The sequence below is a fragment of the Stenotrophomonas sp. GL_111 genome, from assembly GCF_057835245.1.
The window spans coordinates 993,584-1,017,281 of the sequence record NZ_CM174421.1 but is presented as its reverse complement, the minus strand read 5'-3'; the positions used below and the strand labels follow the sequence as shown (position 1 = coordinate 1,017,281).

The following is a 23,698-nucleotide window of genomic DNA, read 5'->3' as shown; positions in this document are numbered from 1 at the left end:
GATGCGCCGCGGCTGGGGAGACCGCTGGCAGAAACTGCAGCAGCTGGCGCGACCACGCCAGCCCGAAACATTGCCGCAGCGGCTGGACCGCCGCCGCATCTACGTGCTGCCCACGCGCTTCGGCCTGTTCATGGCCGTGCTGCTGATGGCCATGCTGCTGGGCGCACTGAACTACAACAACAATCCAGCATTGCTGCTGGCGCTGTTGTTGGCCACGGTGGCGGTGGCCAGCACGCTCAGCGCGCACCTCCAGTTGTCGGCACTGCGCATCGATGCGGTCTCGGCCGAACCGGTCACCGCCGGCATGCCAATGCGCTTGCGCATCAGTGTGTCGCGCCATGACGCGCGCGCACGCCGCGGCCTGCTGTTGCAGCAAGGCCAGGCCAGCGCGTTTGCCCATCTGCTCGATACCGACCAGGTGGAAGTGGACCTGTCATTGCCCACCGAGCATCGTGGCTGGCTCGATCTGGAGCGCATCCGCATCTCCACCACGCAGCCGCTGGGCCTGGTCCGTGCGTGGTCGTGGGTGTGGCCGGATACGCCGCTGCTGGTGTATGCCACACCGGAAGCACAGGCCCCCGCGTTGCCGGAAAGCGGTGGCGATCCGCTGCACACCCGTGTGCACGCCAGCGGCGATGAACTGCACCAGCTGCGCCCGTACCGGGCCGGCGATCCGCCGCGCAGCATTTCCTGGAAGCACTCCGCGCGGCGCGACACCTTGCTGGTGCGCGAGTATGAAAAACCTGTGGGCGTGGACATCCTGCTCGACTGGCGTCAGCTGGCGCCCCTGCCCGGCGAAGCACGCATCGCGCGGCTCGCGCGCTGGGTCGACATGGCCGAGCGCGAGGGCCGCCGCTACACCCTGCAGCTGCCCGGACAACCGGTGCTCGGCCCCGGCAACGGCAGCAGCCACCATCACCTTTGCCAACGCGCCCTGGCGCTGATGCCGCATGGCTGAGCCGACGCCTCCTTTACTGAGCACCAGCGCACGCGGCTGGACCCTGGCCAGTGCGGCACTTGGCCTGCTGCCGCTGCTGCTGCAGTTGCCGGACCTGCTGGCCGGGGTGATCGCGGCGACCGCGCTGTTGACCGCCGCAATCTCGCGCCAACGCGTATTGCCCGGCCCGGTGCGGCTGCTGCTGGTACTGGCGATGCTCGCGGCAATCTACTGGCAGATGGGCGCCCGCCCCGGGCGCGACACCGGCTGCGCATTGCTGGCGGCAATGCTGGCATTGAAATCCAGCGAGTTGCGCAGCCTGCGCGACGCTCGTAGCCTGCTCGGCTTCGCGCTGTTTGCGCCGTTCGCCGCCTTCCTGCTCGACCAGGGACCCTGGACCATGCTGCTCGGCGTGGCCGCCGCCTTGAGCGCGCTGCTGGCCTTGCAGCGCCTGGCGCATGCCGAAGGCCAGGCCCCCAGCCCGGCGATCGGCGGCCAGCTGCGCGGCGTCGGCCGGCTGGTCGCGTTGGGCCTGCCGCTGGCACTGGCCGGGTTCTGGCTGTTCCCGCGCCTGAGCGAACCGCTGTGGGGCCTGCCCGAGCGCGCGGTGGGCAAGCCGGGGTTGTCCGACCACATGGAGCCTGGCCAATGGCTGGACCTGATGGCCGACGACAGCCCGGCGCTGCGCGTGCAGTTCTTCGGCGCGATACCCGCCCCCGAGCAGCGTTACTGGCGTGGCCCGGTGATGACCCGGTTCGACGGCCGCCGCTGGGAACAGGACCGCCGCAGCGCGCAAGGTGCGCCGGCCGCGGTGCGGCATGCCGCCACGCGTTGGGATTACCAGATCGATTACGAAGCCACCGACCGCCGCCAGCTGGTGGCGCTGGACCTGCCGCTGCAGGCACCGCCCGGCAGCCAGCTGGATGCGGACCACAGCCTGCGCAGCCGCGCCAGCCTGACCGCGCTGACCCGCTGGCGACTGCAGTCCGCGCCGGCCATCGGTTACCTCGACCCGCTCAGCCCCGAACAACGCCGCCTCGCCCTGCAGCTGCCGGAAGGCTTCAATCCCCGCACGGCTACGCTGGCCCGGCAGTGGCGGCGCGAGGCTGGCAGCAACGATGCCGCCATCGTCGCGCGCAGCCTGGACTGGATCCGTACACGCTTCGCCTACACGCTCGACACACCGCTGCCCGGCCGCGATGGCGTGGACGAGTTTCTGTTCGACCAGCAGGCGGGTTTCTGCCAGCACTTCAGTTCCTCGTTCGTGGTGCTGATGCGCAATGCCGGCATCCCGGCACGGGTGGTCACCGGCTTCGCGGGTGGCACGCGTAATCCGTTTGGCGACTACTGGGTGGTGCGCCGCATGGATGCCCACGCGTGGGCCGAAGTGTGGCTGCCCGGGCGCGGCTGGGTGCGGGTGGACCCCACCGCCGCCGTCGCCCCCGAGCGCATCTACGACACCCTGGAAGACCGCCTCGGCGACGGGGGCGCGGCCACCACCCTGCAGGGCCGCTGGTTGCAGCTGGCCCAGGTGGGCGACTTCCTGCGCCGCGGCTGGAACGACCTGGTGCTGTCCTTCGATGCCAACCGCCAGCAGCAGCTGTTGCGCCCGCTGGGTATCGACAAGCTCGAGCCCGCCCAGCTGATCGGTATTTTCACGGCCTTCGCGCTGGCCGCGCTAGGGTGGATGGCATGGTGGCTGACCCGTGGCGAACGCGAGCGCGACCCGCTGCTGCGGGCTTGGCACCGGCTGGGTCGCCGTTACGCCCGGCGCGGGCTGGCCCGGGACAGCGCCGAGACCGCCGGCGACTGGGCCGCACGCGTGCACCGGCAACACCCCGACCCGGCGCTGCTCTCGCTCAGCCTCCGTTTCGTCCAGGCGCGCTACGCTGGCGCTGACGTCGACCTCACTTCATTATTGCGCGACCTGCGCAGGCATCGCCCGTCCTCCGGAGCATCCCCATGAAGATCCAGATATTGCTTCCCCTCGCCGCTTCCCTGGCGCTGGCCGCCTGCGCGACCGCACCCAAACCGCTGCAAGGCCAGTTCAGCATGGTCAGCCCGCGCGATGCGGTGCCCACCCAGCAGGTCGGCACGCCGGTGCGTTGGGGCGGCCGCATCATCGAGACCAATCCGGGCCAGGGCCAGACCTGCTTCCAGATGATCTCGCGCCCGCTCAACAGCAGCGGCCGCCCGAGCACCACCTCGGCCGATGCCAGTGATGGTCGCTTCGTCGCCTGCCGCGCCGGCTTCTACGACCCGGCCGTGTTCGAACCGGGCCGTGACGTGACCTTCATCGGCAAGATCGGCGGCTACGAAAACACCCGTATCGGCGAGTACGACTACCGCCTGCCCAAGCTGGACGCCGACGTGATCTACCTGTGGCCGGAACAGCGCCAGGTGGATGTGGTGCCGGCGTACCCGTATGGCCCGTGGGGTCCAGGCTGGGGCCCGGGCTGGGGCTACCGCGGCTGGGGCTGGTGGTAACCAATCCCCCGGCGGGTACCGGCCTTGGGTCGGTACCCCTTGAAGCGAAAACGCCGCCCCAGGGCGGCGTTTTCTTTGGCCCGTCAGTCGACCGCGCCGCTCAACGGTTCGCCGCACCGAAGTGCCCCAGCGTCGTGCCCGCCAACAGGTGCAGGTGGATATGGAACACCGTCTGCCCGGCGTGCTCGCGGCAGTTCATGACGATGCGGTAGCCATCCTGCGCGAAGCCTTCGCGACGCGCGTACGCCGCTGCGGCCATCGCCAGCTTGCTGATCAGGTGCGCCTGCCCGGGCTGCACGTCATCCAGGGTCGGAATCGCTTCGTTCTTGGGAATGAACAACACGTGCACCGGCGCCTGCGGCGCGATGTCCTTGAAACCCAGCACCTCGTCGTCTTCGTAGACGATCGTGGCCGGGATTTCGCGGCGGATGATCTTGCCGAACAGGGTGTCTTGGCTCATGGGGCACCAGCTGAGAAGGAGACAGTGGAGCTTAGCGCGATGGCGTACCTGGTTTCGATCATTGCCGCGCGTTGCGCGGCCAGCCGACCATGGGTCGGCTCTACCGCATTGCCGCGGCGTTATTCCTGGATTTCGGTGCGGGTACCGAAGGCGTGCGACAGCGTGCCGCGATCCACGTATTCCAGTTCGCCGCCCAGCGGCAGGCCCTGGGCCAGGCGGCTGGGGCGCACCTTGTGTGCGCGTGCCAGCTGCGCCAGGTAATGCGCGGTGGCTTCGCCTTCGACGGTGGCGCTGGTGGCGATGATCAGTTCCTGCACTTCACCCTGCTGCAGGCGCGCCTCCAGCTGGTCCAGGCCGAGTTCGCGCGGGCCGATGCCATCCAGCGGCGACAGCCGTCCCTGCAGCACGAAATACACGCCACGGAAGCCGGTGGCGTGCTCGATCGCCAGGCGATCGGCCGGTGATTCCACCGCGCACAACTGCACACGTTCGCGGCTGCCATTGGCGCACACCGCACAGATTTCGGTTTCGCTGAAATCGCGGCACTGCACGCAGTGGCCGATCCGCTCGATCGCCTTGGCCAGCACCTCGGCCAACCGCTGGCCCCCGTCGCGCTCGCGTTCCAGCACGTGGTACGCCATGCGCTGGGCGGTCTTCTGGCCCACCCCGGGCAACACCCGGAAGGCCTCGATCAGTTGTTCGAGCAGGGGCTGGCTCATGGCAGTGCGTTCCCAGAAACAAGCGCGCGAAGCCCGGGGGCTTCGCGGCGCGGTCGACAGATCGGCAACGGACGGCGCCCGCTGCACGCGATGGATCAGAACGGCATTTTCATGCCCGGCGGCAGCTGCATGCCGGCCGTGGCCGAACCCATGCGGTTCTTCGACTCGGCGTCGATCTTGTTGGACGCATCGTTGAAGGCGGCCGCGACCAGATCTTCCGTCATTTCCGCGTCGGACAGGATCGACGGATCGATGCGTACCTTGCGGCACTCCTTGGTGCCGGTCAGGGTCACGCTGACCATGCCGCCGCCGGCGCTGCCGGTGACTTCCAGCTTGGCGAGGTCTTCCTGGGCCTTCTGCAGGTTTTCCTGCATCTTCTGGGCCTGCTGCATCAGTTGGGCGATATTGCCGCGCATGGTTCTTTACTCATCAAAAGGACGGATGGAATCGGTCACGAGCCGGGCGCCGTGTTGCTGGATCAGCACCTGCACGTCCGGATCGGCCATGAAAGCGGCCTCGGCCGCCTGTTGACGCTCACCGCGCTGACGGTCCGAACGCTGATGCAGCGTTTCGGCCTGCGCGCCGCCGTGCTCGATCACGATCCGCGGGGTCTGCCCCAGCGGCCCGGACAGGGCATCGGTCAACGCGGCCAGCGAACGGTCCGAGCACAGGTACTCAAATCCGGGCGAAACCGCCAGTTTCAAGGTGCCCTGCTGGAAACTGATGAAGGCCGCATGCGCCGCCAGCTGCCGCGACGGGCCGGTGAGCTGGCTCTGGGTGACCAGCTCCAGCCAGGTTTCGGCCGACTGCAGCTGCACCACACTGGCCGGAGCCGTCGGTTCGGCGGCCGAATTGGACGCGGGTGTCGGCGCGATCGCGATGCCCTGCGGTCGCTGGGGCGTGGGTGTCGCGGCGTCCACGGCAACCGGGGGCGCCGATGGCGGCGCTTCCCACGGGGCCACCATGGCCGCGTCGGGACTGGCCATTTCCGCCGCCAGCGCTTCATCGCGGTCGGCCGCGCCGGCCTGGTGCCACGGCGGCGGATCGTGTTCAGCGCCGGGCTCAGGCCGGGGGGCCGGCTTGGGTGGCTTGGGCGCCTCCACCACGGGCGCCGGCGTCGGCGCAGGAACCACCGGGGCGGCGGCTACGAGTGCTGGCGCCGCGGCCACAGCGGCAACCGGCGCCGCAGCGGAGGCCGCGGCCATGCCACTGCCCTGCGCGGCGCTGCCCGGGGTGACCTCGGTACCGGCGCCCGGATCACGCGGCACCGGTGGGACCGCCGCGGCCGGACGGAACGCCAGCATGCGCAGCACGGCCATTTCAAAGCCCGCACGCGGGCTCGGCGCCAGGTGCAGGTCACGCCGGCCGCCGAGCGCCATCTGGTACCAGAGCTGCACCACTTCCGGGCGCAGGCGCTGGGCGAAGGCGGCCGCATCGATGCCCTCGGCATCGCCCGGCGCGCCCGGCACCAGCTGCTGCACCTGAATCCGGTGCAGGGCTTCGGCCAGGGCCTCGAGCACGCCACTCCAGTCCGGCGAGAATTCCGCCAACGCCGCCACCACCTGCAGCAGGCGCACGCCGTCGCCATCGGCCAGGGCGTCCAGCATGGCCGCGACCTGGGTGCGGTCGACGGTGCCGAGCATGGTGCGCACCACGTCTTCACGCAGCGCGCCGCCGGCATAGGCAATGGCCTGATCGAGCAGCGACAGGCCATCGCGCAGGCTGCCGTCGGCGGCCTTGGCCAGCTGCACGATCGCGCTCGGGTCGGACTCGATCTCCTCGGCGGCCAGGATCCGGGTCATCTGGCCCTGGATCTGGTCTTCGTCGAGGCGCTTGAGATTGAACTGCAAGCAGCGCGACAGCACCGTCACCGGCAGTTTCTGCGGGTCGGTGGTGGCGAGCAGGAACTTCACGTGCTCGGGCGGCTCTTCCAGCGTCTTCAGCAGCGCGTTGAACGCCGCCTTGGACAGCATGTGCACTTCGTCGATCAGGTAGACCTTGTACTTGCCACGCGAGGGCATGTACTGGGCGTTCTCGATCACCTCGCGGACGTCATCCACGCCGGTGTTGGACGCGGCATCGATCTCGAGCAGGTCGATGTAGCGCCCGGCATCGATATCCAGGCAGGCCGGGCACTGGCCGCACGGGTCGGCGCTGGTGCCCTGCTCGCAGTTCAGCGATTTGGCGAAAATACGCGCGATGGTGGTCTTGCCGACCCCGCGGGTGCCGGTAAACAGGAACGCATGGTGCACCCGGCCGCTGTCCAGCGCATTGCTGAGCGCACGGACCACGTGTTCCTGGCCCACCAGCTCGGCAAAACGCTTCGGACGCCACTTGCGGGCAAGGACGAGATAGGACATCAGGCCACCGTCTTCATCGGGACGTCCATTGTGCCACGCCTGTCCAGCCCCCCTGCCCTTCGCGTCGTGCCGCTTGTGCGATTGCAATTCCCCCGCTAGAATCTGCGCCCCTGCAGCGGGTTATCGCAGCAGGTCCGGAGAGGTGTCCGAGCGGTTGAAGGAGCACGCCTGGAAAGTGTGTAAGCGTCTAAACCGCGCTTCGGGGGTTCGAATCCCCCTCTCTCCGCCAGACAAATGAAAAGGGCCGCCCCATGGGGCGGCCCTTTTCATTCCTGCGGTGGAAAGCACGGAGATCCCGGCCGTCCCATCGCGCAAGGCACCTTCACGCGCTCGACAGCTTCATCAACACCAGCCCGCCCACGATCAGCACCGCGGCGGCAATCCGCATCGCGCTGACCTGCTCGCCGAGGAAGGTGATGCCGACCACGAACGCGCCAACCGCGCCGATGCCGGTCCAGATCGTGTACGCGGTGCCCAGCGGCAGGGTGCGCATCGCCAGCGACAGCAGCCAGAAGCTGGCAATCATGGTGGTGAGGGTGATGATCGAGGGGGTGAGCTTGCTGAAACCGTCGGACTGCTTCATCGCGAACGCCCAGACGATTTCCAGTACACCGGCTGCCAACAGATAGATCCAGGCCATGCGGCCCTCCTTGTTTGGGGGCCAGGCCGTCCTGGTCATTGATGCCCGATGCGGGGGAGGTCGTTCCTCCAATGGCGTGGCCATTTTAGCGCCATCCCCGCCCCGGGGCCACGTCCGCGGGCAACGGGATACATGCGATTCAGCCACCGCGTCTGGCGCGGCGAGTCGCGCATGCGCTAGAATGCGCGACTGCACTGCAGGGCCCGTTCCCGCATGCACCGCTCCAGCGCGCTGGCCGATCCATGATCGCCCGCTGCAACGAGCACCGGCCGCCGCAAGGCGGCCAACGTTTCTATGGTGGCCCCGTCGGCCCCTCGCGACGCTAGGTCGAAAATCCCGCCAGGGCCGGAAGGCAGCAACGGTATCGATCGACGCGGGCGCCGAGGTCAGCCGGCGGGGCTACCGCCTTTTCAGGCCCCGCTCCCACCTTTCCGACTCCCGCCTGCACCGGGAACACGACGGTTCCCGGTGCGGCCGCGCCCTACTCCCCTGTATCAGAAGCCGACCCGCAGGTTGAGCTGGCCACCGATGTCGCGGCGGCCATCGCCATGCAGGCCCTGCACGAACATCGACAGCTGGCTGCTGCGCCCCAGCCCAACCGCCACGCCGGCCTGGCCCACCACCGCATTGCGCGCCAGCGCCGTGCCGTACACATCGAACGCCGCACCGCCCACCGCGAACTGCTGGCGGCTGGCCACGTCGGTATCGCCATTGGCATGCTGCCAGCCCAGGCCCACCGTCAGCTGGGCCGGGAAGCGCTCCCCACCGACGTCCCAGCGCCCACGCACGCCCACCGTGGTGGTGTTGAGGCTGTCCTTGCCACCCTGCACCGCCAGCGCGGCAGTGCCGCCACTTTCAGTGGCCGCATCGCTGTCCAGCCAATGCCGGGCGAACTGCACATACGGCTGCACCTGCACCGGGCCACGGCCCCACGTCCAGCCCAGCTCGGCCTGGGCGATGGTGACGTCGGCGTCCTGGCGGCTGTACAGCGACTGCTGCAGCAGCGGTACAGCGCGCGTGGTACGGGTGCGGTAGTCGCCGCGCGACACGCTGCCCGACACGCTCAAGCCGTTTTCCCACTGGCCCTGGGCGTACAGGCCGAAGGTGGTGCCACGCAGGCGTGCCCGCGAGTCGCGTTCGGGCAGGCGCTGATCCAGCCGCTGGCTGCCGGCCGCCACGCCTACCAGCGCGTGCTGACCCAGTTGCCAATCGACACCGGCCATCAACGCATTGCGGTTGACCCGGATCTCATCGCCATTGCCGTCGGCATCCTGCTTGAACACCTTGCCGCTGCCGGCCAACCACGCCGCGCCACGTGCACCGCGCACCAGCGGCAACTCACTGTTCAAACGCTGGCCGATGCCCTCCTCCAGGTACCGATCCTGCAGCAGTACCGAACGGGTGGCAGCGTAGGACTCGCCGGACAGCTGGTTGAATGCCTCACGCGCAGTGGCCGCGTCGTACAGCAATACCGTGTTGTACAGCGACAGCGCCTGGCCGGCCTGCGGCAGGCTGTCCAGCGCCGAGGCGACCCCGAACTGGTTGCGGGTACGTGCGGCGGTAACGAACGCGGCCGTCTGCGCGACATCGATCTGCAGGCGCGCCGCGTTGTTGGTGTAGGACAACGTGGTGGACAGGAACGCCGAGCTGCTGGTCGGTGCCTGGAACTGCCCGGTCAGGCCACCGGCCGCGTTGATCAGCGTGTACTGCTGGCCCTGCTGGTAGCTGGTCTGTGGATCCAGCGTGGTCAGCTTCACCTGGCCGCCCTGCACATTGGCCTGGCCGCTGACCTGCACCACATCATTGGTGGTCCCGCCCAGGTCGACGGCCAGCACGCTGCCACTGGCCAGGGTCAGGTTGCCGTTGACGTTGAGCGTGCCGATCGCGCTGCCGCCCGGAGCCAGCGTGCCGCCCGAAGCAACGGTGGTGGTACCGATGGTGCCGGTGCCCGATACCGTTGCGCCGCTCGCCACCTGCCATTGGCCGCCAATCGTGCCGGTGACATCCAGCGTGCCGCCATTGACCTGGCCGGTGCCGCTGAATCCACCGCTGTTGCCGCCCAGGGTCAACGTGCCGGGACCGGTCTGCACGATGCTGCCGTTGCCGCTGATCGCGCCGCCCAGGTTGGCACCGCCACCGACGTTGACCACCAAGCTGCCGTTGTTGCTGACATTGCCGGTGATCGCACCGCTCGCACCGCCATTGCCCAGCTGCAGCGTGCCGCCTGTGTTGATCGTGGTGCCACCGGTGTAGGTGTTGTTGCCGGTCAAGGTCAGCGTGCCGCTGCCCGCCTGCACCAGCCCACCGCTGCCGCTGATGGTGCCGGCCAGGCTGGTCGCACCGGCGACGTCGAACACCAGGCTGCCGTTGTTGCTGACGTTGCCGGCGATCGCACCACTCGCCCCACCGTTGCCGACCTGCACGGTGCCACCGCTGTTGATGGTGGTGCCGCCGGTGTAGCTGTTGTTGCCGGTCAGGGTCAGCGTGCCGCTGCCGGCCTGCACCACCCCGCCACTGCCACTGATGGTGCCGGCCAGGCTGGTCGCACCGGCCACGTCGAACACCAGGCTGCCGTTGTTGCTGACGTTGCCGGTGATCGCACCGCCCGCGCCGCCGTTGCCCACCTGCACGGTGCCACCGCTGTTGATGGTGGTGCCACCGCTGTAGGTGTTGTTGCCCAGCAGGGTCAACGTGCCACCACCGGCCTGCAGCAGCGCGCCGCTGCCGCTGATGGTGCCGGTGACATCGAGCGCATCGCTGCGGTTGAACACCAGTGTGCCGTCGTTGGCCACGTCGCCAAGGATTGCACCAGTCGTCCCGCCCGCCCCTACCTGCAGGGTGCCACCGGCGCCGATGCCGGTGCCGCCGGTGTAGGTGTTGTTGCCGGTCAGGGTCAGCGTGCCGCTGCCGTTCTGCTGCAAACCGCCGCTACCGCTGATCACACCGGCATAGGTGGTGCTGGTGTTGTCGTTGCCGGTACTCAGGAGCGACGCCCCGAGCGCCACCGTGCCACCGCCGGCCAGCGAACCGATGCTCTGGTTGCCACCGGCACTGATATCGAGCGCACCATTGCCAGTGATGTTGACCGCGCCGGTGGTGGCCAGGCTGCCACCGGCACCGATCGCCAGGGTGCCGTCGTTGATCGCAGTACCACCGGTATAGGTGTTCGCGGCGGTCAGGGTCAGCGTGGTCGCGCCATTCTTGGTCAGACCACCCGCACCGGAGATCACCCCATCCAGGGTCAAATCGTTGCTGCCCAGCAGGTTGAGATTGTAACCTGCAGCCAGCGTGACCGTGTTGGCCAGGGTCAGTGCCGCGCTGGTATCCAACGTGCCACTGCCCGCCACGCTGAGTGCACCGCTGCCCAGTGCGGCATCGTCGCCCAGCACCAGGCCTCCGGCGTTGAGCGTGACACCCCCACTGAAGGTGTTCGCGCCACCCAACGTCTGCGTACCGGCGCCGTTCTTGATCAGGCTGCCGGTGCCGGTGATCTCGCCATTGAAGGCACTGTTGCCAATTCCGCCCAGGGTCAGCGCATTGCCGCCCAGCGCGACGGTGCTGCCCGCCACGCCCGACAGTGAGCCGATGCTCTGCGCACCGCCGGCACTGATGTCGAAGCCGGTGCCTGCACCGGCCAGGTTCACCGCGCCGGTGGACGCCAGGCTGCCACCGGCGCCGATCGCCAGCGTGCCGGCATTGATGGTGGTGCCGCCGGTATAGGTGTTGGTGCCGGTCAGCGTCTCGGTGCCGGTGCCCTGCTTGATCAGCCCGCCGGTGCCGCCGATGGAACCACTGAAGGTGCCATCGGTGGGGCCACCCACCGTCAGCGTATTTGCGCCGAGGTTGACCGTGCCATTGCCGACCAGGGTGCCGAACGTCTGCGTGCCGTTGCCGGCCGACAGATCGAAGGTCGCGCCCGTGGCGAGATTGACGATGCCACCGGCGAACAGGCTCGCACCGGCGCCCAGTGCGAGCGTGCCGGCATTGACGGTGGTACCACCGGTGTAGGTGTTGGTGCCGTTCAAGGTCAGCGTCGCAAGGCCGTTCTTGGTCAAGCTGCCGGTGCCGGACAGGTTGCCGTTGAGGGTCAGGTCGTTGCTGCCCAGCACGGTCAGCCCGGCGTTGAGTACCACGTTGTTGGCCAGGGTCACCGCACTGTTGGAATCCAGCGTGGACGCACCGCCCACGGTCAGTGCGCCGGTACCCAGTGCGGCGTTGTTGCCCACCACCAGCCCACCGGCGTTGAGGGTGACGCCACCACTGAAGGTGTTGACACCGGTCAGCGTCTGCATGCCGCTGCCGTTCTTGACCAGCCCGCCACTGCCACTGATGCTGCCGTTGAAGCTGCTGTCGGTCGCGCCCCCCAGGGTGAGCGTATTGCCGCCCAGCGCCACCGCGCTACCAGCCACGCCCGCCAGTGAACCGATGCCCTGATTGCCACCGGCGGAGATATCCAGCGTGCCGGTACCGGCCAGGTTGACCGCACCGGTGGTCGCCAGACTGCCGCCGGCCCCGATCGCCAACGTACCGGCATTGATGGTGGTGCCACCGGTGTAGGTGTTGGCGCCGGTCAAGGTGAGCGTCGCCGCACCATTCTTGATCAACCCACCCGCGCCGGACACACTGCCCCCCAAGGTGAGCGCATTGCTGCCGAGCACGTTCAGATTGGCGCCCGTTGCCAGGCTGATCGCGTTGGCCAGGTTCAACGCCGCCAGCGTATCCAGCATGGCATCGCCGCCCACGCTCAACGCACCGGTGCCCAGGGCGCTGTTGTTGCCCAGCACCAGGCCACCGGCGTTGAGCGCCACACCACCACTGAAGGTGTTGGCGCCGCCCAGCGTCTGGATGCCCGCACCATTCTTGACCAGGCCGCCGGTACCGGCGATCACGCCATTGAAATCGCCATTGCCGTTCCCGCCCAGGGTGAGCGTATTGGCTCCCAGCGAGACCGCGCTGCCGACCACGCCGGACAAGCCACCAATGGCCTGGTTGCCTCCGGCGCTGATGTCGAAACCGGTGCCTGCATTGGCCAGATTCACCGCACCGGTCGCCGCCAGGCTGCCACCGGCGCCGATCGCCAGCGTGCCGGCATTGATGGTGGTGCCGCCGGTGTAGGTATTGGTGCCGGTCAGGGTTTCAGTGCCGCTGCCTTCCTTGATCAGCCCACCCGTGCCACTGATCGAGCCACCGAAGGTCCCATTGGTGGGGCCACCCACCGTCAACGCGTTCGCGCCAAGATTGATCGTGCCGTTGCCGACCAGCGTGCCAAACGTCTGCGTGCCGTTGCCCGCCGACAGATCGAAGATGGAACCGGCGGCAAGGTTGACGATACCGCTCGCCGACAGACTCGCACCTGCGCCCAGCGCCAACGTGCCGGCGTTGACGGTGGTACCACCGGTGTAAGTGTTGGTGCCGTTCAAGGTCAGCTGCGCGGCGCCCTCCTTGGTCAGGCTGCCGGTGCCCGACAGGTTGCCGTTGAGGGTGAGCGCATTGCTGCCCAGCACGGTCAGGCTGGCGTTGAGCAGCATGTTGTTGGCCAGCGTGGCGGCCGCGTTGGCATCCAGCGTGGCAGCACCGCCCACGGTCAGCGCACCCGCGCCGAGCGCGGCGTCATTGCTCACCACCAGGCCACCGGCGTTGAGCGTTACCCCACCGCTGAAGGTATTGGCACCGCGCAGTGTCTGCACGCCGGCCCCCACTTTGACCAGGCCGCCATTGCCACTGATGACCCCGTCGAAACTCTGATCGGTTGCCGCGCCGAAACTCAGTACATTTCCACCCAGCGCGATCGTACTGCCGGCCACGCCCGACAGCGCACCGATGGTCTGGTTGGCCGCGGCGGAAATATCCAGCACGCTGCCCACGCCCGCCAGGGTCACCGCACCGCTTGCGGCCAGACTGCCGCCCGCGCCCAGCGCCAGCGTGCCGGCATTGACGGTGGTGCCGCCGGTATAGGTGTTGCTGCCGCTGAGAGTCAGCGTCGCCGCGCCGTTCTTGGTCAGACCCCCGGCACCGGACACCACTCCGTTCAAGCCCAGGGCGTTGCTGCCGACCAGGCCCAGGTTGGTGCCCACGGCCAGGTTGATCGCGTTGGCCAGGCTCAGCGAAGCGCTGGTATCCAGCGATGCATTGCCGGTGACGCTCAACGCGCCACTGCCCAAGGCCGTGGCATTACCCAGTTGCAGGCCACCGGCGTTGAGGACCACACCGCCGCTGAAGGTGTTGGGACCGTTCAAGCTGAGCAACGCGGCACCGGATTTGCTCAGTGCACCGATGCCGGAAACGACGCCGCCGAATGCCAGGTCCTGGCTGCCCAGCACGCTGAGCGTGCTGCCATTGCCCAATGCGACCGCATTGCCCAGCGCCAGTGCCGTGTTGGCATCCAGCGTGGCGTTGGCCCCTACCGCCAGCGTCCCGGTGCCCAGTGCGCCGTTGTTGCCGAGCATCAGCCCACCGCCGTTGAGGCCGAGCCCGCCGGCGAAGGTGTTGGCACCGTTGAGGGTCAACACGGTGGCGCCGCTCTTGATCAGGCTGCCGCTACCGGCCACCACGCCGCCCAGCAGCACGTCATGGCTGCCGAGCAGATTCAGGCTGGCACCGGCCCCCAGATTGACCGCATTGGTCAGCGCCAGGTTGGCGCCACTGTCCAGGGTCACCGCGCCGCCAACGTTGAGCGCGCCAGTGCCCAGCGCGCCGCTGTTGCCCAGCAACACGCCACCGACGTTGAGGTTGAGCCCGCCACTGAAGGTGTTGGCACCGTTGAGGGTGAGCAGCGAAGCGCCGTTCTTGGTCAGGCTGCCGGCGCCGCTCACCACCCCGCCCAGGGTCAGGTTCTGGCTGCCCGGCAGGGTCAGTACAGCGCCCACCCCCAGGCCGACGTTGTTGCCCAGGTTCAGCGCCACCGATCCATCCAACGTGGCCGCCCCGCTGACCGTCAGGGCACCGGTGCCCATCGCCCCCGCGTTGCCCAGCAGCAGCCCGCCACTGGTCAGATTCACACCGCCACTGAAGGTGTTGGCGCCGGTCAGCGTCTGCACACCGGCACCCTGTTTGGTCAATGCACCGGTGCCGGAGATCACACCGCTGAAGGTCTGGTTGCTGGCATCGCCGAAGGCCAGGGTATTGCCACCCAGCGTGATCGCCGTGCCGGCCACACCGGACAGCGCACCGATGGTCTGGTTGCCCGCAGCGGCGATGTCGAAGGCCGCTCCCGCGCTGCCCAGTGTCACCGCACCGGTGGACGCCAGGCTGCCGCCCGCGCCGAGCGCGACCGTGCCGGCGTTGATGTTGAGCCCACCCGTGAAGGTATTCGCGCCGGAGAGGGTGAGCGTGGAGGCGCCGTTCTTGATCAGGCCACCGCTGCCACCGATCACACCGCCCAGGGACAAGGGCTGCCCGCCGAGCAGGGTCAGCGTGCTGCCGACCAGATTGAAGTTGTTGCCCAGCGCGAGGGCCGCACTGGCGTCCAGCGTCGCCGGTCCGGCCACCGTCACCACGCCCGTGCCCAGCGCCGCGCTGTTGCCGAGCAGCAGGCCACCGCTGTTGAGGCTCAGCCCGCCGCTGAAGGTGTTGGCACCGTTCAAGCTGAGCAAGCCAGCGCCATTTTTGATCAACCCGCCATCGCCGGACAGCACACCATTGAACGTCAACGGCTGGCCGCCGAGCAGGTTCAACGAAGCGCCGGTGCCCAGGTTGACGGCATTGCTCAATGCAAGCGGGCCGCCTGTGCCGTCCAGGCTGGCGGCACCATTGACGCTGAGCGTGCCACTGCCCAGCGACGTCGCGGTACCGATCAACAGCCCCCCGGCATTGAGCGCCACGCCGCCAGTGAAGGTGTTGGCGCCGCCCAAGGTCTGGATCCCCGTCCCGAGCTTGACCAGCCCACCGCTGCCGGCAATCGTGCCGGCATAGCTGGTGTTACCCAGCCCGCCCAGGGTCAGCGTCCGCGTGCCGAGATTGATCGCCCCACCCAGCCCGGCCAACGAGCCGACGGTCTGGTTGGCCGCAGCGGACAGATCCAGCGTGGTCCCCGTCGCCAGCGACAGCGCGCCGGTCGGTGCCAGGCTGCCACCTGCGCCCAGGGCAACGCCACCACCGGCAATGACGAAGTTCCCGCCCAGCGTATTGGCGCCACCCAGGGTCAGCGTGCTGGCGCCGTTCTTGGTCAGGTTGCCGGCACCGGAGATCGCGCCATTGAGGGTCAGCGCCTGGCCGCCGGGCAGGGTCAGGGTGCCGCCGGCGTTGACCGCGATGTTGTTGCCCAGCGTGAACGCTCCGGAAGTGTCCAGGCTTGCCGCGCCGCCCACGGTCAACACACCACCGCCGAGCGCGCCGGCGTTGCCGAGCAGCAACCCGCCCGCGTTGAGGTTGACCCCGCCGCTGAACAGGTTGGCACCGCTCAAGGTGGTGATGCCGGTGTTGCTCACGGTCAGTCCGCCGGTCCCGGACAGCACCCCGCCCAGCGAGAAGGCATTGGTCCCGGCCAGGGTCAGCCGGCCGGTGTTGAGCGACACCGCATTGGCCAGGCTCAGGCCGGCGCTGGTGGCCGCGATCGCCCCGCCATTGACGCTGAGTGCGCCGCTGCCAAACGCGCCTGACGTATTGAAGTTGACCAGCCCGTCGTTGAGCGTGGTGTCGCCACTGGCCACGACGCCGAGCAGGTTCCAGGTGCCGCTGTTGACGGTCAGGTGCTGGAAATTCAGGTACTGGGTCGCATCGGCGTTGGTCACCGCGCCGCCGGTGCCGGTACCCGTGCCGACGGCACTGTTCTGCAGCACCAGTCGATTGCCGGTGCCGTTACCGCCATCGACGGTGCGCGCCGCGGCCAGCTTCACATTGATGCCGCCCAGCGTGCCGGCCAACGCGATGCCATCGCCCGTGATGCTGGAGCCGGACACTGCCGTGAAGGTATTGCCGGTGGCCGTGTCGCCCAGGTACACGCTGCCGTTGATGGTGCCGGCGTTGATGAAGGTATTGGGTGCGCCTGCGGTTCCGGAGGCGCCGAAGCCGACGCGGCCGGTGATGGTGCCGGTATTGGTGAGGTTGGTCTGGCTGCCGCCGTAGGTCACCAAGGCGGGCGCATCAGCGGTGGTGAACAACCCGATGCCCAGGATCGACATGCCGATCGTGCCGTCGTTGGTGATCGTGGTGGTGCCACCCGTGGCGTTCTGCACCGTCAGCGCCTGCCCGCCAAACCCGAGCAGCGAGCCGATATTGACCAGGCCCTTGATCGAGCCCCCGGCCTGGTTGTTGACCTGGATGGCGTTGCCACCGGCCGTGTTGTTGCCCAGCACCGCCCCGGACGCGGCCAGGCTGAGGCCACCGTTGATGGTCGGGTCGATCGAACCGGCATTGTTCAGGGTGATGCCATTGCCACTCAAGGTCAGCGCATTGCCACCGAGCAGTGGCGGCACGCTGAGCACGGCACCGGTCTGCACGGTGACCGTCAGCGCATTCGCAGCACTGGCGAAGGTGTTGGTGTTCGATCCGGTGGCGCAGGTGACCGTGCTACCCGCCGTGGTGCAGGCCGCAAATACCGTTCCACTCAGCAAGGGGGTTGCCAGGGTGATCGCCAACGCCAGGGCGAGGCGATTGGCACCCAGCGGCGGCTGTTTGATCCCACCGCCGCTGCTGCCGCCGGCTGCGCGCGTGGTGATCTCCGATGCCACCTGCACTACCCCAAGGCGGTGATTGAAAACGAGACGGTAAATGCGGTTCATCGATACATCTCCCTGAAGTAACCGATGGCAACAACGAAGGACTGCATGGAATGACAGGTGAAGAAAACCTGCCCTGCCCCATTCGGGACAAGGAAATGTCGACCACCGTCATAAATTTTGAATCAGCTCACACTTTCACACGGGCCCGATGCAAAGCGGCATCAGAAACTCATGGCGTACTGCTGACTGCTGCGCCAGTAAAATTACGTAGCGAATGCGCGGACTGTGCATAACCGACCGCCAGTGCCGCGTGAAACTCAATCAGGAAAACCGAGATGCCCATCGCACTGGCGCGCCAATTAATTGACATACCGCCGATCAGGCGAGCGCCGGGCATTCCAAATGGGGAGAATCGACCCCGCCACAACATGCCATTGGCGACATTATCGAAGATTCCCCTCGCCGTCTGTCGCCAGCGGATTCGCCGCGGGTGTTCCCTGATGGAATACCATGCGCCACGCCCCGCCCTGTCGACGCCATAGCGAACTGCGCAGCACCATCGGCTGGCGTACGCCATCGACTACATACCAGCTGCGATAACGCACCTGGGCCAGCGTATCGACCAGCAGCGCCACGCTGAAATCGTCCGACCCGATAGCGACCTGCGCACGATCAACAGGAATTTCGAGCAACGCCGCAGCGCGATCATAGAGATTCCCGGAACTGCCGATCTCGCTGAAATCCTCGTCGAGCAATGCGCCCAGGCGCACGACGTCGGCCCGCACCTGCGGATCGTGCAGCGCACGTTCGAGTTTCTCCAGATGGGCTGCCAACGCATCAGGCGCTTGCATGCCGGCCCCGCTCAGGGAGGATCCTGGGCCAGCACGTGCATCGCCGTCGGTGCGGCCAGGGCCACGCATTCGCCGGGCAGCGCCACGCGGTGGCCGCGTTGGCGCAGCGCATCACCATCGGCGTGGCTGGCGTAGTGATACAGCATCATCCGCGCCTGCAGCGCCGCGCTGTACTCGCGTTCGAGATCGTCCACGCCGGTATGCGAGGGATTGCCCTGCAGGCCGCAGTCGTGTGCGATCAATTCGTTGTCATCGGCATAGCGCGCCAGCATTTCCGGAATCGGCCGGGTATCGCCGCTCCACACCAGCGCGCCTTTCAGACGCAGCCCATAGGCGGTTTCCGGCCAATGGTGGCGCACCGGAAAAACTTCCAGCCGCACCCCGTCATGCCAGAACGCATCACCGACCACGATCAACTGGAACGCGTCCCAGAAATTGGCACCGCCCTCGGCCAGTACATTCGGATAATCGGCGACGCGTTTATGCAGCAGCGGCACTACGCTCGCTGGTACATACAGACGGATGCGCCCACGCCGTTTCGCCGAGAAGAACGCATCCACGAACAAACGCTCGAAACCGGCCACGTGGTCCAGGTGCACATGGGTCACGAACAACGCCTGCGGCGAGTGCCCGTAGTGGGCCTGGTAAGCGGTCAGCCCTTCGCCGCCACAATCGATGGTCAGCCACGGCTGGCCGTCGCGCTCGATCACCGCCATCGGCGAACCCAGCTGTACGGCCGACGCACTGCCGACGCCCATGAAACGCAATGACCAGTCCATCAGTAACCCCGGTTCCAGGCCAGGTCGTAGGCACGGCGCAGCCGCGCATAATCCTTTTCCACGTCTTCATGGCTGCGCTCACCGCGCAGCTTGATCAGCGAACGCAGCAGGCGTTTGAGATTGCGCTCGCGCCAGCGGGTGGCCGGGATGCGCTGCACGCCGCGGTCGAAATCGATCAACCAGCCGTGGCCGTTGGCATCAAACAGAATGTTGTGGGCATTGAGGTCGGCGTGGTCCAGGCCGACGCGATGGAAACGCGCGATCAGCCGCCCGGTTTCCTCCCACGGCGCCCCGCGACCGGCGACCAGCGCGCGGTCAGCCAGCGAACGCACCCCTTCCAGGCGCTCCATCAGGATCGCCGCGCGGTAACGCAGGCCCTCGCGCATGTAGAACGCCGCGATCGGGCGCGGCACCGGCAGCTTCTGCGCGCGCAGCGCGCGCATCAGGCGGAATTCGGCAAAACTGCGCGTCTTGTCGGCACCGCGCCACAGGTACTGGTCGCGGCTCAGCTTGGCTGCCATGCCACCGCGCAGGTACTGGCGCAGCACGCATTGGCCGAACGGGGCATCCACGAACCAGGCGCCGCCCCGGCCGCCATCGCCGACCGGGCGGGCCCGCTCGGCCCAATGGGACGGTACGAACAATTCGATCTCGGCTTGCCGCAGCCGTTCGCGGTCGAACAGAATGGCACCCAGGCCGCGTCCATCACGGCAGGGCGTCAGCGCTTCATTGGCGTCGAATGCAACCATTCCTTCGAGTCTAACAACACCATGGCACCAACGTCCTCTTCCTTGTGTCTTTTGCGTTTGTCCGCGCTGGGCGATGTCACCCATGTGGTGCCGCTGGTGCGGACCCTGCAGCAGGCACAACCGGGCGTTGCGCTGCACTGGATCATCGACAAGGCCGGGCACAAGCTGCTCGACGGGCTGCCGGGCGTCGTGTTCCACCCCTACGACAAGAAGACCGGGCTGGCCGGCATGCGTGCGCTCCGCGCCAGCCTGCCGGCGGGCCGTTTCGAGGCCCTGCTGCAGATGCAGGTAGCCTTTCGCGCCAACGTGCTTTCGGCCTTCATCCCGGCCAAGCGCCGGATCGGCTACGACAGATCACGCTCCAAGGACCTTCACGGCCTTTTCATCAATGAGCGCATCCCCGACCGCCCCGGCATCCATGTGCTGGACGCCATCGGCAGCTTCTGCGAACCGCTGGGCTACACGCAGACCGAGGTCAGCTGGGACCTGGCGGTGCCGGCCTCGGCCTACGAATGGGCCGCAGCCCAGTGGCAGGACGACGGCCGCCCGGTGCTGATGATCTCGCCCTGCTCCAGCCATGTGCGCCGCAACTGGTATGCCGATCGCTATGCCGCGGTGGCCAACCACGCCACCGGCCGCGGCTGGCGGGTGGTGCTGTGCGGCGGCCGCAGCACGCTGGAACGCGAAATGACCGATGCCATCCAGGCCCAGCTGACGACCCCGGCGCTGGACTTGGTCGGCAAGGACACGCTCAAGCAGTTGCCCGCCCTGCTGGCCCGGGCGGCGCTGGTGATGACCCCGGACTCGGGCCCGATGCATATCGCCAACGCGGTCGGCACCAAGGTGCTCGGCCTGCATGCGGCCAGCAACCCGCACCGCAGCGGGCCGTACTCGGACCGTCGCTACTGCGTGGACCGCTACGACGCTGCCGCGCGCCGGTTCCTGGGCAAGCCCGCCAGCCAACTCAAATGGGGCACCAAGATCGAGTTCGACGACGTGATGCAGCTGATCACCGTAGAAGACGGCATCGCCGCCTTCGAGCGTTACGTGGCCGATGCCCCCTTCGGGGCGTAATCCTTGTACGACTTCTCTTCGACGTAGGCCGACCCCAGCGCCAGGTTGATGTCCTTCTTGATCCGCGCACGCTCGTCGTTCTGCAGGTAAACGCTGCGCGCCAGTTCCACGAAGGTGTCGTCGAAGGCCTGCGCCTTGTCCTGCAGGCGGATGTTGTCCTCGATATCCCACAGGCGCTCATTGACCGCCTTGAGCGCCACCCGCAACCGGGCGATGTCCTTGACCGCGGCCGGGTGCGCCATCCAGGTCTTCTCCAGCGCGCTCAGCTCGGCGTGGATATTGGCCAGCTTGGCCGGATCACCGATGCGCTCGGCCTTGATCTGCAGGATCGAGATCTTGTCGAGCAGTTCGCCGAAGGACACGGGAACAAGGATTTCAGCGGTCATGGGGGGCATCCGTTACGTGAGCGGCCAGTTTAACGGACGTGGCGTGGAACGCAGGTCAGCGGTTGCTGTGCCTGCCGCTTCAACAGGTGGCATTGTTCGCAAAGGCCAACTGAAGCGCCACGCTATGCGTGGCGTCGCCCGGCAGAGCGGTAGCGGCCCCGCGTTGCTTCGCCTGAGGGCGGGTCGAACCCGGGACGAGGGTGGCCGCTTCATTGCCGGGATTGCTGGGCCCATCCATGGGCCCAGCCCTTCCGCGCTGCGCGCTCCAGGGCCAGACGTTCGTCTGTCCGGATTCGTTCCAGACGAATCCGTCGAACCCCGGCGCTGCTTCGCCTCAGCCCCTCTCCGCCAGATACGCAAAAAAGGCCACCCAATGGGCGGCCTTTTTTGCGTATCTGGCGGAGAGGGGGGGATTCGAACCCCCGAGGCGCTATAAACGCCTGCCTGATTTCGAGTCAGGTACATTCAACCGCTCTGCCACCTCTCCAGATGGTCCCGGCGAACCGGGGAGCGAATGATACGGTCAGGAGCGGCTGGCGACAAGTCGTTCTGTGCAAAGAAGTGAATTTCTTCTGTATCGATGCCTTGCCGGATGTCCGGCGGGCCGCGATCATGCCGTTACTCCCCGCAACACTCCCGGCCATCGCCCCACCATGATCGAATTCGGACACCTGACCCACCCCGGCCTGCGCCGTGACCTCAACGAGGACACCTACTACGGCGATGGCGAACTGGCGTTGTGGCTGGTCGCCGATGGCATGGGCGGGCATGCCTGTGGCGAGGTCGCCAGTGCGCTGGCGCGCGAGACCATCGTGCGCGAGATCCGCCAGGGCGCCAGCCTGGCCCATGCGATCCGGGTCGCCGATGAGGAGATCATCCGCACCTCGCGGCGGCGCAACGACAGCCTGCCGATGGGCACCACCGTGGTCGCCGCGCGGGTCCAGGGCAACCGCTACGAAGTCGCCTGGGTCGGCGACAGCCGCGCCTACCTGTGGCGCGACGGCGCGCTGGCCCAGCTCAGCCAGGACCACAGCGTGGTCCAGGAACTGGTCGCCCAGGGCAACCTGACCGCCGAACAGGCGCGCGCGCATCCGCACCGCAACGTGGTCACCCAGGCACTGGGGGTGACCGATCCGGCGCATCTGAACGTGGCCACCACCACCGGCGAGCTGCGCCCGGGCATGCAGCTGCTGCTGTGCAGCGACGGGCTCACCGAGGAAGTCGAGGACCAGGGCATCGCCCGCACCCTCGCCTTCGATGACGCCAGCGCCCAGGAATGCGTGGACACCCTGGTGGCCGCCGCACTGGACGGGGGCGGTTCGGACAACATCACCGTGATCCTGGTGCGCTGCCACTGAGTCCGCAGCGGCCCGTCGCCGCGCAGGGCGTGGCGACAGCACGCCGTGCGCTGAAATCAGCCGGCTTCGGCCATCTCGCGCTCACCATCCCAGATCGCGTGCCCGGCCTTCTTGCGCAGCTTGGCCAGGCGCGCGTCGTGCGCCTCCAGCTCCGAGGCGGTAGCGACCACGCGCGGGCGCGGCAGCAGCTTGGACGTATCGAAGGCCTGCGCGTGCGCGGTGCCGCGCTGGGTGTCATCGGCCGAACCGAAGCCGATTTCTTCCTGGCCCGAAGTCAGCGCGATATACACATCGCCCAGAATCTGCGCATCGAGCAGGCCACCGTGCAGCTGGCGATGGGCGTTGTCCACGCCCAGCCGCTTGCACAGCGCATCGAGTGAGTTGCGCTGGCCGGGATAGCGCTCGCGCGCCATCTTCAGCGTATCCACCACCGTGCAGCGGTCGGTGATCTTGCCGTAGTGGTCGCCCAGCAACGACAGCTCGTTGTCCAGGAAGCCGACGTCGAAGGCGGCGTTGTGGATGATCAGCTCGGCGCCGTCGATGTAGGCCAGGAACTCATCGACGATCTGCGCGAAGGCCGGCTTGTCGGCCAGGAACTCCAGGGTCAGCCCGGTGACTTCCTGCGCGCCCTGTTCGAACTCGCAGTCGGGCTTGAGGTAATGGTGGAAATTGTTGCCGCTCGGGCGGCGCTCAAGCAGTTCCACGCAGCCGATTTCGACGACGCGGTTGCCTTTGCGCCATTCCAGGCCGGTGGTTTCGGTATCAAGAATGATCTGACGCATGGCTTCAGTGTACCGCTCCGGTGGCGCGGATCCGGATCGCGGCATCGCGCGCCAGCTGGTCCACGCGCTCGTTGTCCGGGTCACCGGAATGGCCCTTCACCCAGCGCCAGTCGATGGTGTGCATCAGCGTGGCGGCGTGCAGCCGCTCCCACAGCTCGCGGTTCTTCACCGGGTCGCCGCCGGCGGTCTTCCAGTTCTTGCGGATCCAGCCCGGCATCCACTGGGTCAGGCCTTGGCGCACGTACTGCGAATCGGTGTACAGCACGATCTCGCAGGGCTCGGTCAGCGCTTCCAGGCCCGAGATGGCCGCCATCAGCTCCATCCGGTTGTTGGTGGTGTGCGGTTCACCGCCGCTGAGCTCGCGCTCGTGCGCGTTGTAGCGCAGCAGCGCCGCCCAGCCGCCGGGGCCGGGATTGCCAAGGCAGGAACCGTCGGTGTGTATTTCAATTGTCTTCAT

17 protein-coding genes, 2 tRNA genes and 1 other RNA gene are annotated in these 23,698 nt (G+C 67.6%); 7 read left to right on the top strand and 13 right to left on the bottom strand.

Annotated elements, in window-relative coordinates:
• Window position 1: 1 nt before the first annotated feature.
• Genes AC3IPM_RS04590 through AC3IPM_RS04580 form a run of 3 tightly spaced genes read left to right on the top strand, consistent with a single transcriptional unit; the run spans window position 2 to window position 3,424 of the window.
• Window positions 2-958 (top strand): DUF58 domain-containing protein, encoded by a 957-nt coding sequence (locus AC3IPM_RS04590; protein ID WP_489302745.1) that lies wholly within the window; start codon window positions 2-4, stop codon window positions 956-958.
• Window positions 951-2,903 carry a transglutaminase TgpA family protein gene (locus AC3IPM_RS04585; RefSeq protein WP_489302744.1) on the top strand — a complete coding sequence of 651 codons (1,953 nt, stop codon included), beginning with the start codon at window positions 951-953 and terminating at the stop codon, window positions 2,901-2,903. Before AC3IPM_RS04590 ends, AC3IPM_RS04585 begins: the two co-directional genes overlap by 8 nt.
• Window positions 2,900-3,424, top strand: coding sequence for a Slp family lipoprotein (locus tag AC3IPM_RS04580; RefSeq protein WP_489302743.1), 525 nt, complete (start codon window positions 2,900-2,902; stop codon window positions 3,422-3,424). Before AC3IPM_RS04585 ends, AC3IPM_RS04580 begins: the two co-directional genes overlap by 4 nt.
• Window positions 3,425-3,524: 100 nt before the next feature.
• Here AC3IPM_RS04580 and AC3IPM_RS04575 read toward each other — a convergent pair whose 3' ends face one another.
• From AC3IPM_RS04575 to dnaX, 4 genes are all read right to left on the bottom strand, one after another.
• A complete protein-coding gene (locus AC3IPM_RS04575; RefSeq protein WP_489302742.1) occupies window positions 3,525-3,884 on the bottom strand; it encodes a histidine triad nucleotide-binding protein in 360 nt (119 codons plus the stop codon).
• Between the two features lie 119 nt (window positions 3,885-4,003).
• Window positions 4,004-4,603 carry a recombination mediator RecR gene (recR, locus tag AC3IPM_RS04570; protein WP_489302741.1) on the bottom strand — a complete coding sequence of 200 codons (600 nt, stop codon included), beginning with the start codon at window positions 4,601-4,603 and terminating at the stop codon, window positions 4,004-4,006.
• 95 nt (window positions 4,604-4,698) lie between these two features.
• On the bottom strand, window positions 4,699-5,019 hold the full coding sequence (locus AC3IPM_RS04565; protein ID WP_489302740.1) for a YbaB/EbfC family nucleoid-associated protein: 321 nt from the start codon (window positions 5,017-5,019) through the stop codon (window positions 4,699-4,701).
• A gap of 6 nt (window positions 5,020-5,025) precedes the next feature.
• Entirely contained in the window at window positions 5,026-6,963 is a 1,938-nt protein-coding gene (dnaX, locus tag AC3IPM_RS04560; RefSeq protein ID WP_489302739.1) for a DNA polymerase III subunit gamma/tau, read from the bottom strand.
• A gap of 136 nt (window positions 6,964-7,099) precedes the next feature.
• On the opposite strand from dnaX, the gene AC3IPM_RS04555 reads away from it, so the two are divergent.
• A tRNA-Ser gene (locus tag AC3IPM_RS04555) sits at window positions 7,100-7,192 on the top strand.
• Between the two features lie 93 nt (window positions 7,193-7,285).
• Here the strand turns inward: AC3IPM_RS04555 and AC3IPM_RS04550 are convergent.
• Window positions 7,286-7,603 carry a DMT family transporter gene (locus AC3IPM_RS04550; protein WP_489302738.1) on the bottom strand — a complete coding sequence of 106 codons (318 nt, stop codon included), beginning with the start codon at window positions 7,601-7,603 and terminating at the stop codon, window positions 7,286-7,288.
• A 303-nt stretch (window positions 7,604-7,906) separates the two neighbouring features.
• Here AC3IPM_RS04550 and ffs point away from each other — a divergent pair.
• Window positions 7,907-8,003: signal recognition particle sRNA small type (gene ffs, locus AC3IPM_RS04545), an RNA gene on the top strand.
• A 94-nt stretch (window positions 8,004-8,097) separates the two neighbouring features.
• On the opposite strand, the gene AC3IPM_RS04540 is transcribed toward ffs, so the two are convergent.
• From AC3IPM_RS04540 to AC3IPM_RS04525, 4 genes are all read right to left on the bottom strand, one after another.
• A complete protein-coding gene (locus AC3IPM_RS04540; protein ID WP_489302737.1) occupies window positions 8,098-17,322 on the bottom strand; it encodes an autotransporter-associated beta strand repeat-containing protein in 9,225 nt (3,074 codons plus the stop codon).
• Between the two features lie 383 nt (window positions 17,323-17,705).
• Window positions 17,706-18,128, bottom strand: a complete 423-nt coding sequence (locus AC3IPM_RS04535; RefSeq protein WP_489304011.1) for a nuclear transport factor 2 family protein — start codon at window positions 18,126-18,128, stop codon at window positions 17,706-17,708.
• Window positions 18,125-18,892, bottom strand: coding sequence for an MBL fold metallo-hydrolase (locus AC3IPM_RS04530; RefSeq protein WP_489302735.1), 768 nt, complete (start codon window positions 18,890-18,892; stop codon window positions 18,125-18,127). Before AC3IPM_RS04530 ends, AC3IPM_RS04535 begins: the two co-directional genes overlap by 4 nt.
• Window positions 18,892-19,641, bottom strand: coding sequence for a 3-deoxy-D-manno-octulosonic acid kinase (locus tag AC3IPM_RS04525; RefSeq protein ID WP_489302734.1), 750 nt, complete (start codon window positions 19,639-19,641; stop codon window positions 18,892-18,894). The genes AC3IPM_RS04530 and AC3IPM_RS04525 overlap by 1 nt, the downstream gene beginning before the upstream one ends.
• A 21-nt stretch (window positions 19,642-19,662) precedes the next feature.
• On the opposite strand from AC3IPM_RS04525, the gene AC3IPM_RS04520 reads away from it, so the two are divergent.
• Entirely contained in the window at window positions 19,663-20,715 is a 1,053-nt protein-coding gene (locus AC3IPM_RS04520; protein ID WP_489302733.1) for a glycosyltransferase family 9 protein, read from the top strand.
• On the opposite strand, the gene AC3IPM_RS04515 is transcribed toward AC3IPM_RS04520, so the two are convergent.
• Window positions 20,685-21,101 (bottom strand): DUF6165 family protein, encoded by a 417-nt coding sequence (locus tag AC3IPM_RS04515; RefSeq protein ID WP_489302732.1) that lies wholly within the window; start codon window positions 21,099-21,101, stop codon window positions 20,685-20,687. The genes AC3IPM_RS04520 and AC3IPM_RS04515 overlap by 31 nt on opposite strands.
• Window positions 21,102-21,497: 396 nt before the next feature.
• Window positions 21,498-21,588 (bottom strand) — tRNA-Ser (locus AC3IPM_RS04510).
• Window positions 21,589-21,754: 166 nt separating this feature from the next.
• On the opposite strand from AC3IPM_RS04510, the gene AC3IPM_RS04505 reads away from it, so the two are divergent.
• Complete coding sequence (locus AC3IPM_RS04505; protein WP_489302731.1) at window positions 21,755-22,459, top strand: PP2C family protein-serine/threonine phosphatase; 705 nt, start codon at window positions 21,755-21,757, stop codon at window positions 22,457-22,459.
• Window positions 22,460-22,515: 56 nt separating this feature from the next.
• Here the strand turns inward: AC3IPM_RS04505 and dnaQ are convergent, their stop codons facing one another.
• Both dnaQ and rnhA read right to left on the bottom strand, forming a co-directional pair.
• Window positions 22,516-23,241, bottom strand: coding sequence for a DNA polymerase III subunit epsilon (dnaQ, locus tag AC3IPM_RS04500; protein ID WP_489302730.1), 726 nt, complete (start codon window positions 23,239-23,241; stop codon window positions 22,516-22,518).
• A gap of 4 nt (window positions 23,242-23,245) precedes the next feature.
• On the bottom strand, window positions 23,246-23,698 hold the full coding sequence (gene rnhA, locus AC3IPM_RS04495) for a ribonuclease HI (protein WP_489302729.1): 453 nt from the start codon (window positions 23,696-23,698) through the stop codon (window positions 23,246-23,248).

Excerpts from the sequence above, each read along its gene's own strand:
- recR (WP_489302741.1), bottom strand. The coding sequence starts at position 4,603 with ATGAGCCAGCCCCTGCTCGAACAACTGATCGAGGCCTTCCGGGTGTTG.
- AC3IPM_RS04565 (WP_489302740.1), bottom strand. The coding sequence starts at position 5,019 with ATGCGCGGCAATATCGCCCAACTGATGCAGCAGGCCCAGAAGATGCAG.
- AC3IPM_RS04540 (WP_489302737.1), bottom strand. The coding sequence starts at position 17,322 with ATGAACCGCATTTACCGTCTCGTTTTCAATCACCGCCTTGGGGTAGTG.
- AC3IPM_RS04585 (WP_489302744.1), top strand. The coding sequence starts at position 951 with ATGGCTGAGCCGACGCCTCCTTTACTGAGCACCAGCGCACGCGGCTGG.
- AC3IPM_RS04515 (WP_489302732.1), bottom strand. The coding sequence starts at position 21,101 with ATGACCGCTGAAATCCTTGTTCCCGTGTCCTTCGGCGAACTGCTCGAC.
- AC3IPM_RS04575 (WP_489302742.1), bottom strand. The coding sequence starts at position 3,884 with ATGAGCCAAGACACCCTGTTCGGCAAGATCATCCGCCGCGAAATCCCG.
- AC3IPM_RS04590 (WP_489302745.1), top strand. The coding sequence starts at position 2 with ATGCGCCGCGGCTGGGGAGACCGCTGGCAGAAACTGCAGCAGCTGGCG.
- dnaX (WP_489302739.1), bottom strand. The coding sequence starts at position 6,963 with ATGTCCTATCTCGTCCTTGCCCGCAAGTGGCGTCCGAAGCGTTTTGCC.
- dnaQ (WP_489302730.1), bottom strand. The coding sequence starts at position 23,241 with ATGCGTCAGATCATTCTTGATACCGAAACCACCGGCCTGGAATGGCGC.
- AC3IPM_RS04530 (WP_489302735.1), bottom strand. The coding sequence starts at position 18,892 with ATGGACTGGTCATTGCGTTTCATGGGCGTCGGCAGTGCGTCGGCCGTA.
- AC3IPM_RS04550 (WP_489302738.1), bottom strand. The coding sequence starts at position 7,603 with ATGGCCTGGATCTATCTGTTGGCAGCCGGTGTACTGGAAATCGTCTGG.
- AC3IPM_RS04525 (WP_489302734.1), bottom strand. The coding sequence starts at position 19,641 with ATGGTTGCATTCGACGCCAATGAAGCGCTGACGCCCTGCCGTGATGGA.
- rnhA (WP_489302729.1), bottom strand. The coding sequence starts at position 23,698 with ATGAAGACAATTGAAATACACACCGACGGTTCCTGCCTTGGCAATCCC.
- AC3IPM_RS04520 (WP_489302733.1), top strand. The coding sequence starts at position 19,663 with ATGGCACCAACGTCCTCTTCCTTGTGTCTTTTGCGTTTGTCCGCGCTG.
- AC3IPM_RS04580 (WP_489302743.1), top strand. The coding sequence starts at position 2,900 with ATGAAGATCCAGATATTGCTTCCCCTCGCCGCTTCCCTGGCGCTGGCC.
- AC3IPM_RS04505 (WP_489302731.1), top strand. The coding sequence starts at position 21,755 with ATGATCGAATTCGGACACCTGACCCACCCCGGCCTGCGCCGTGACCTC.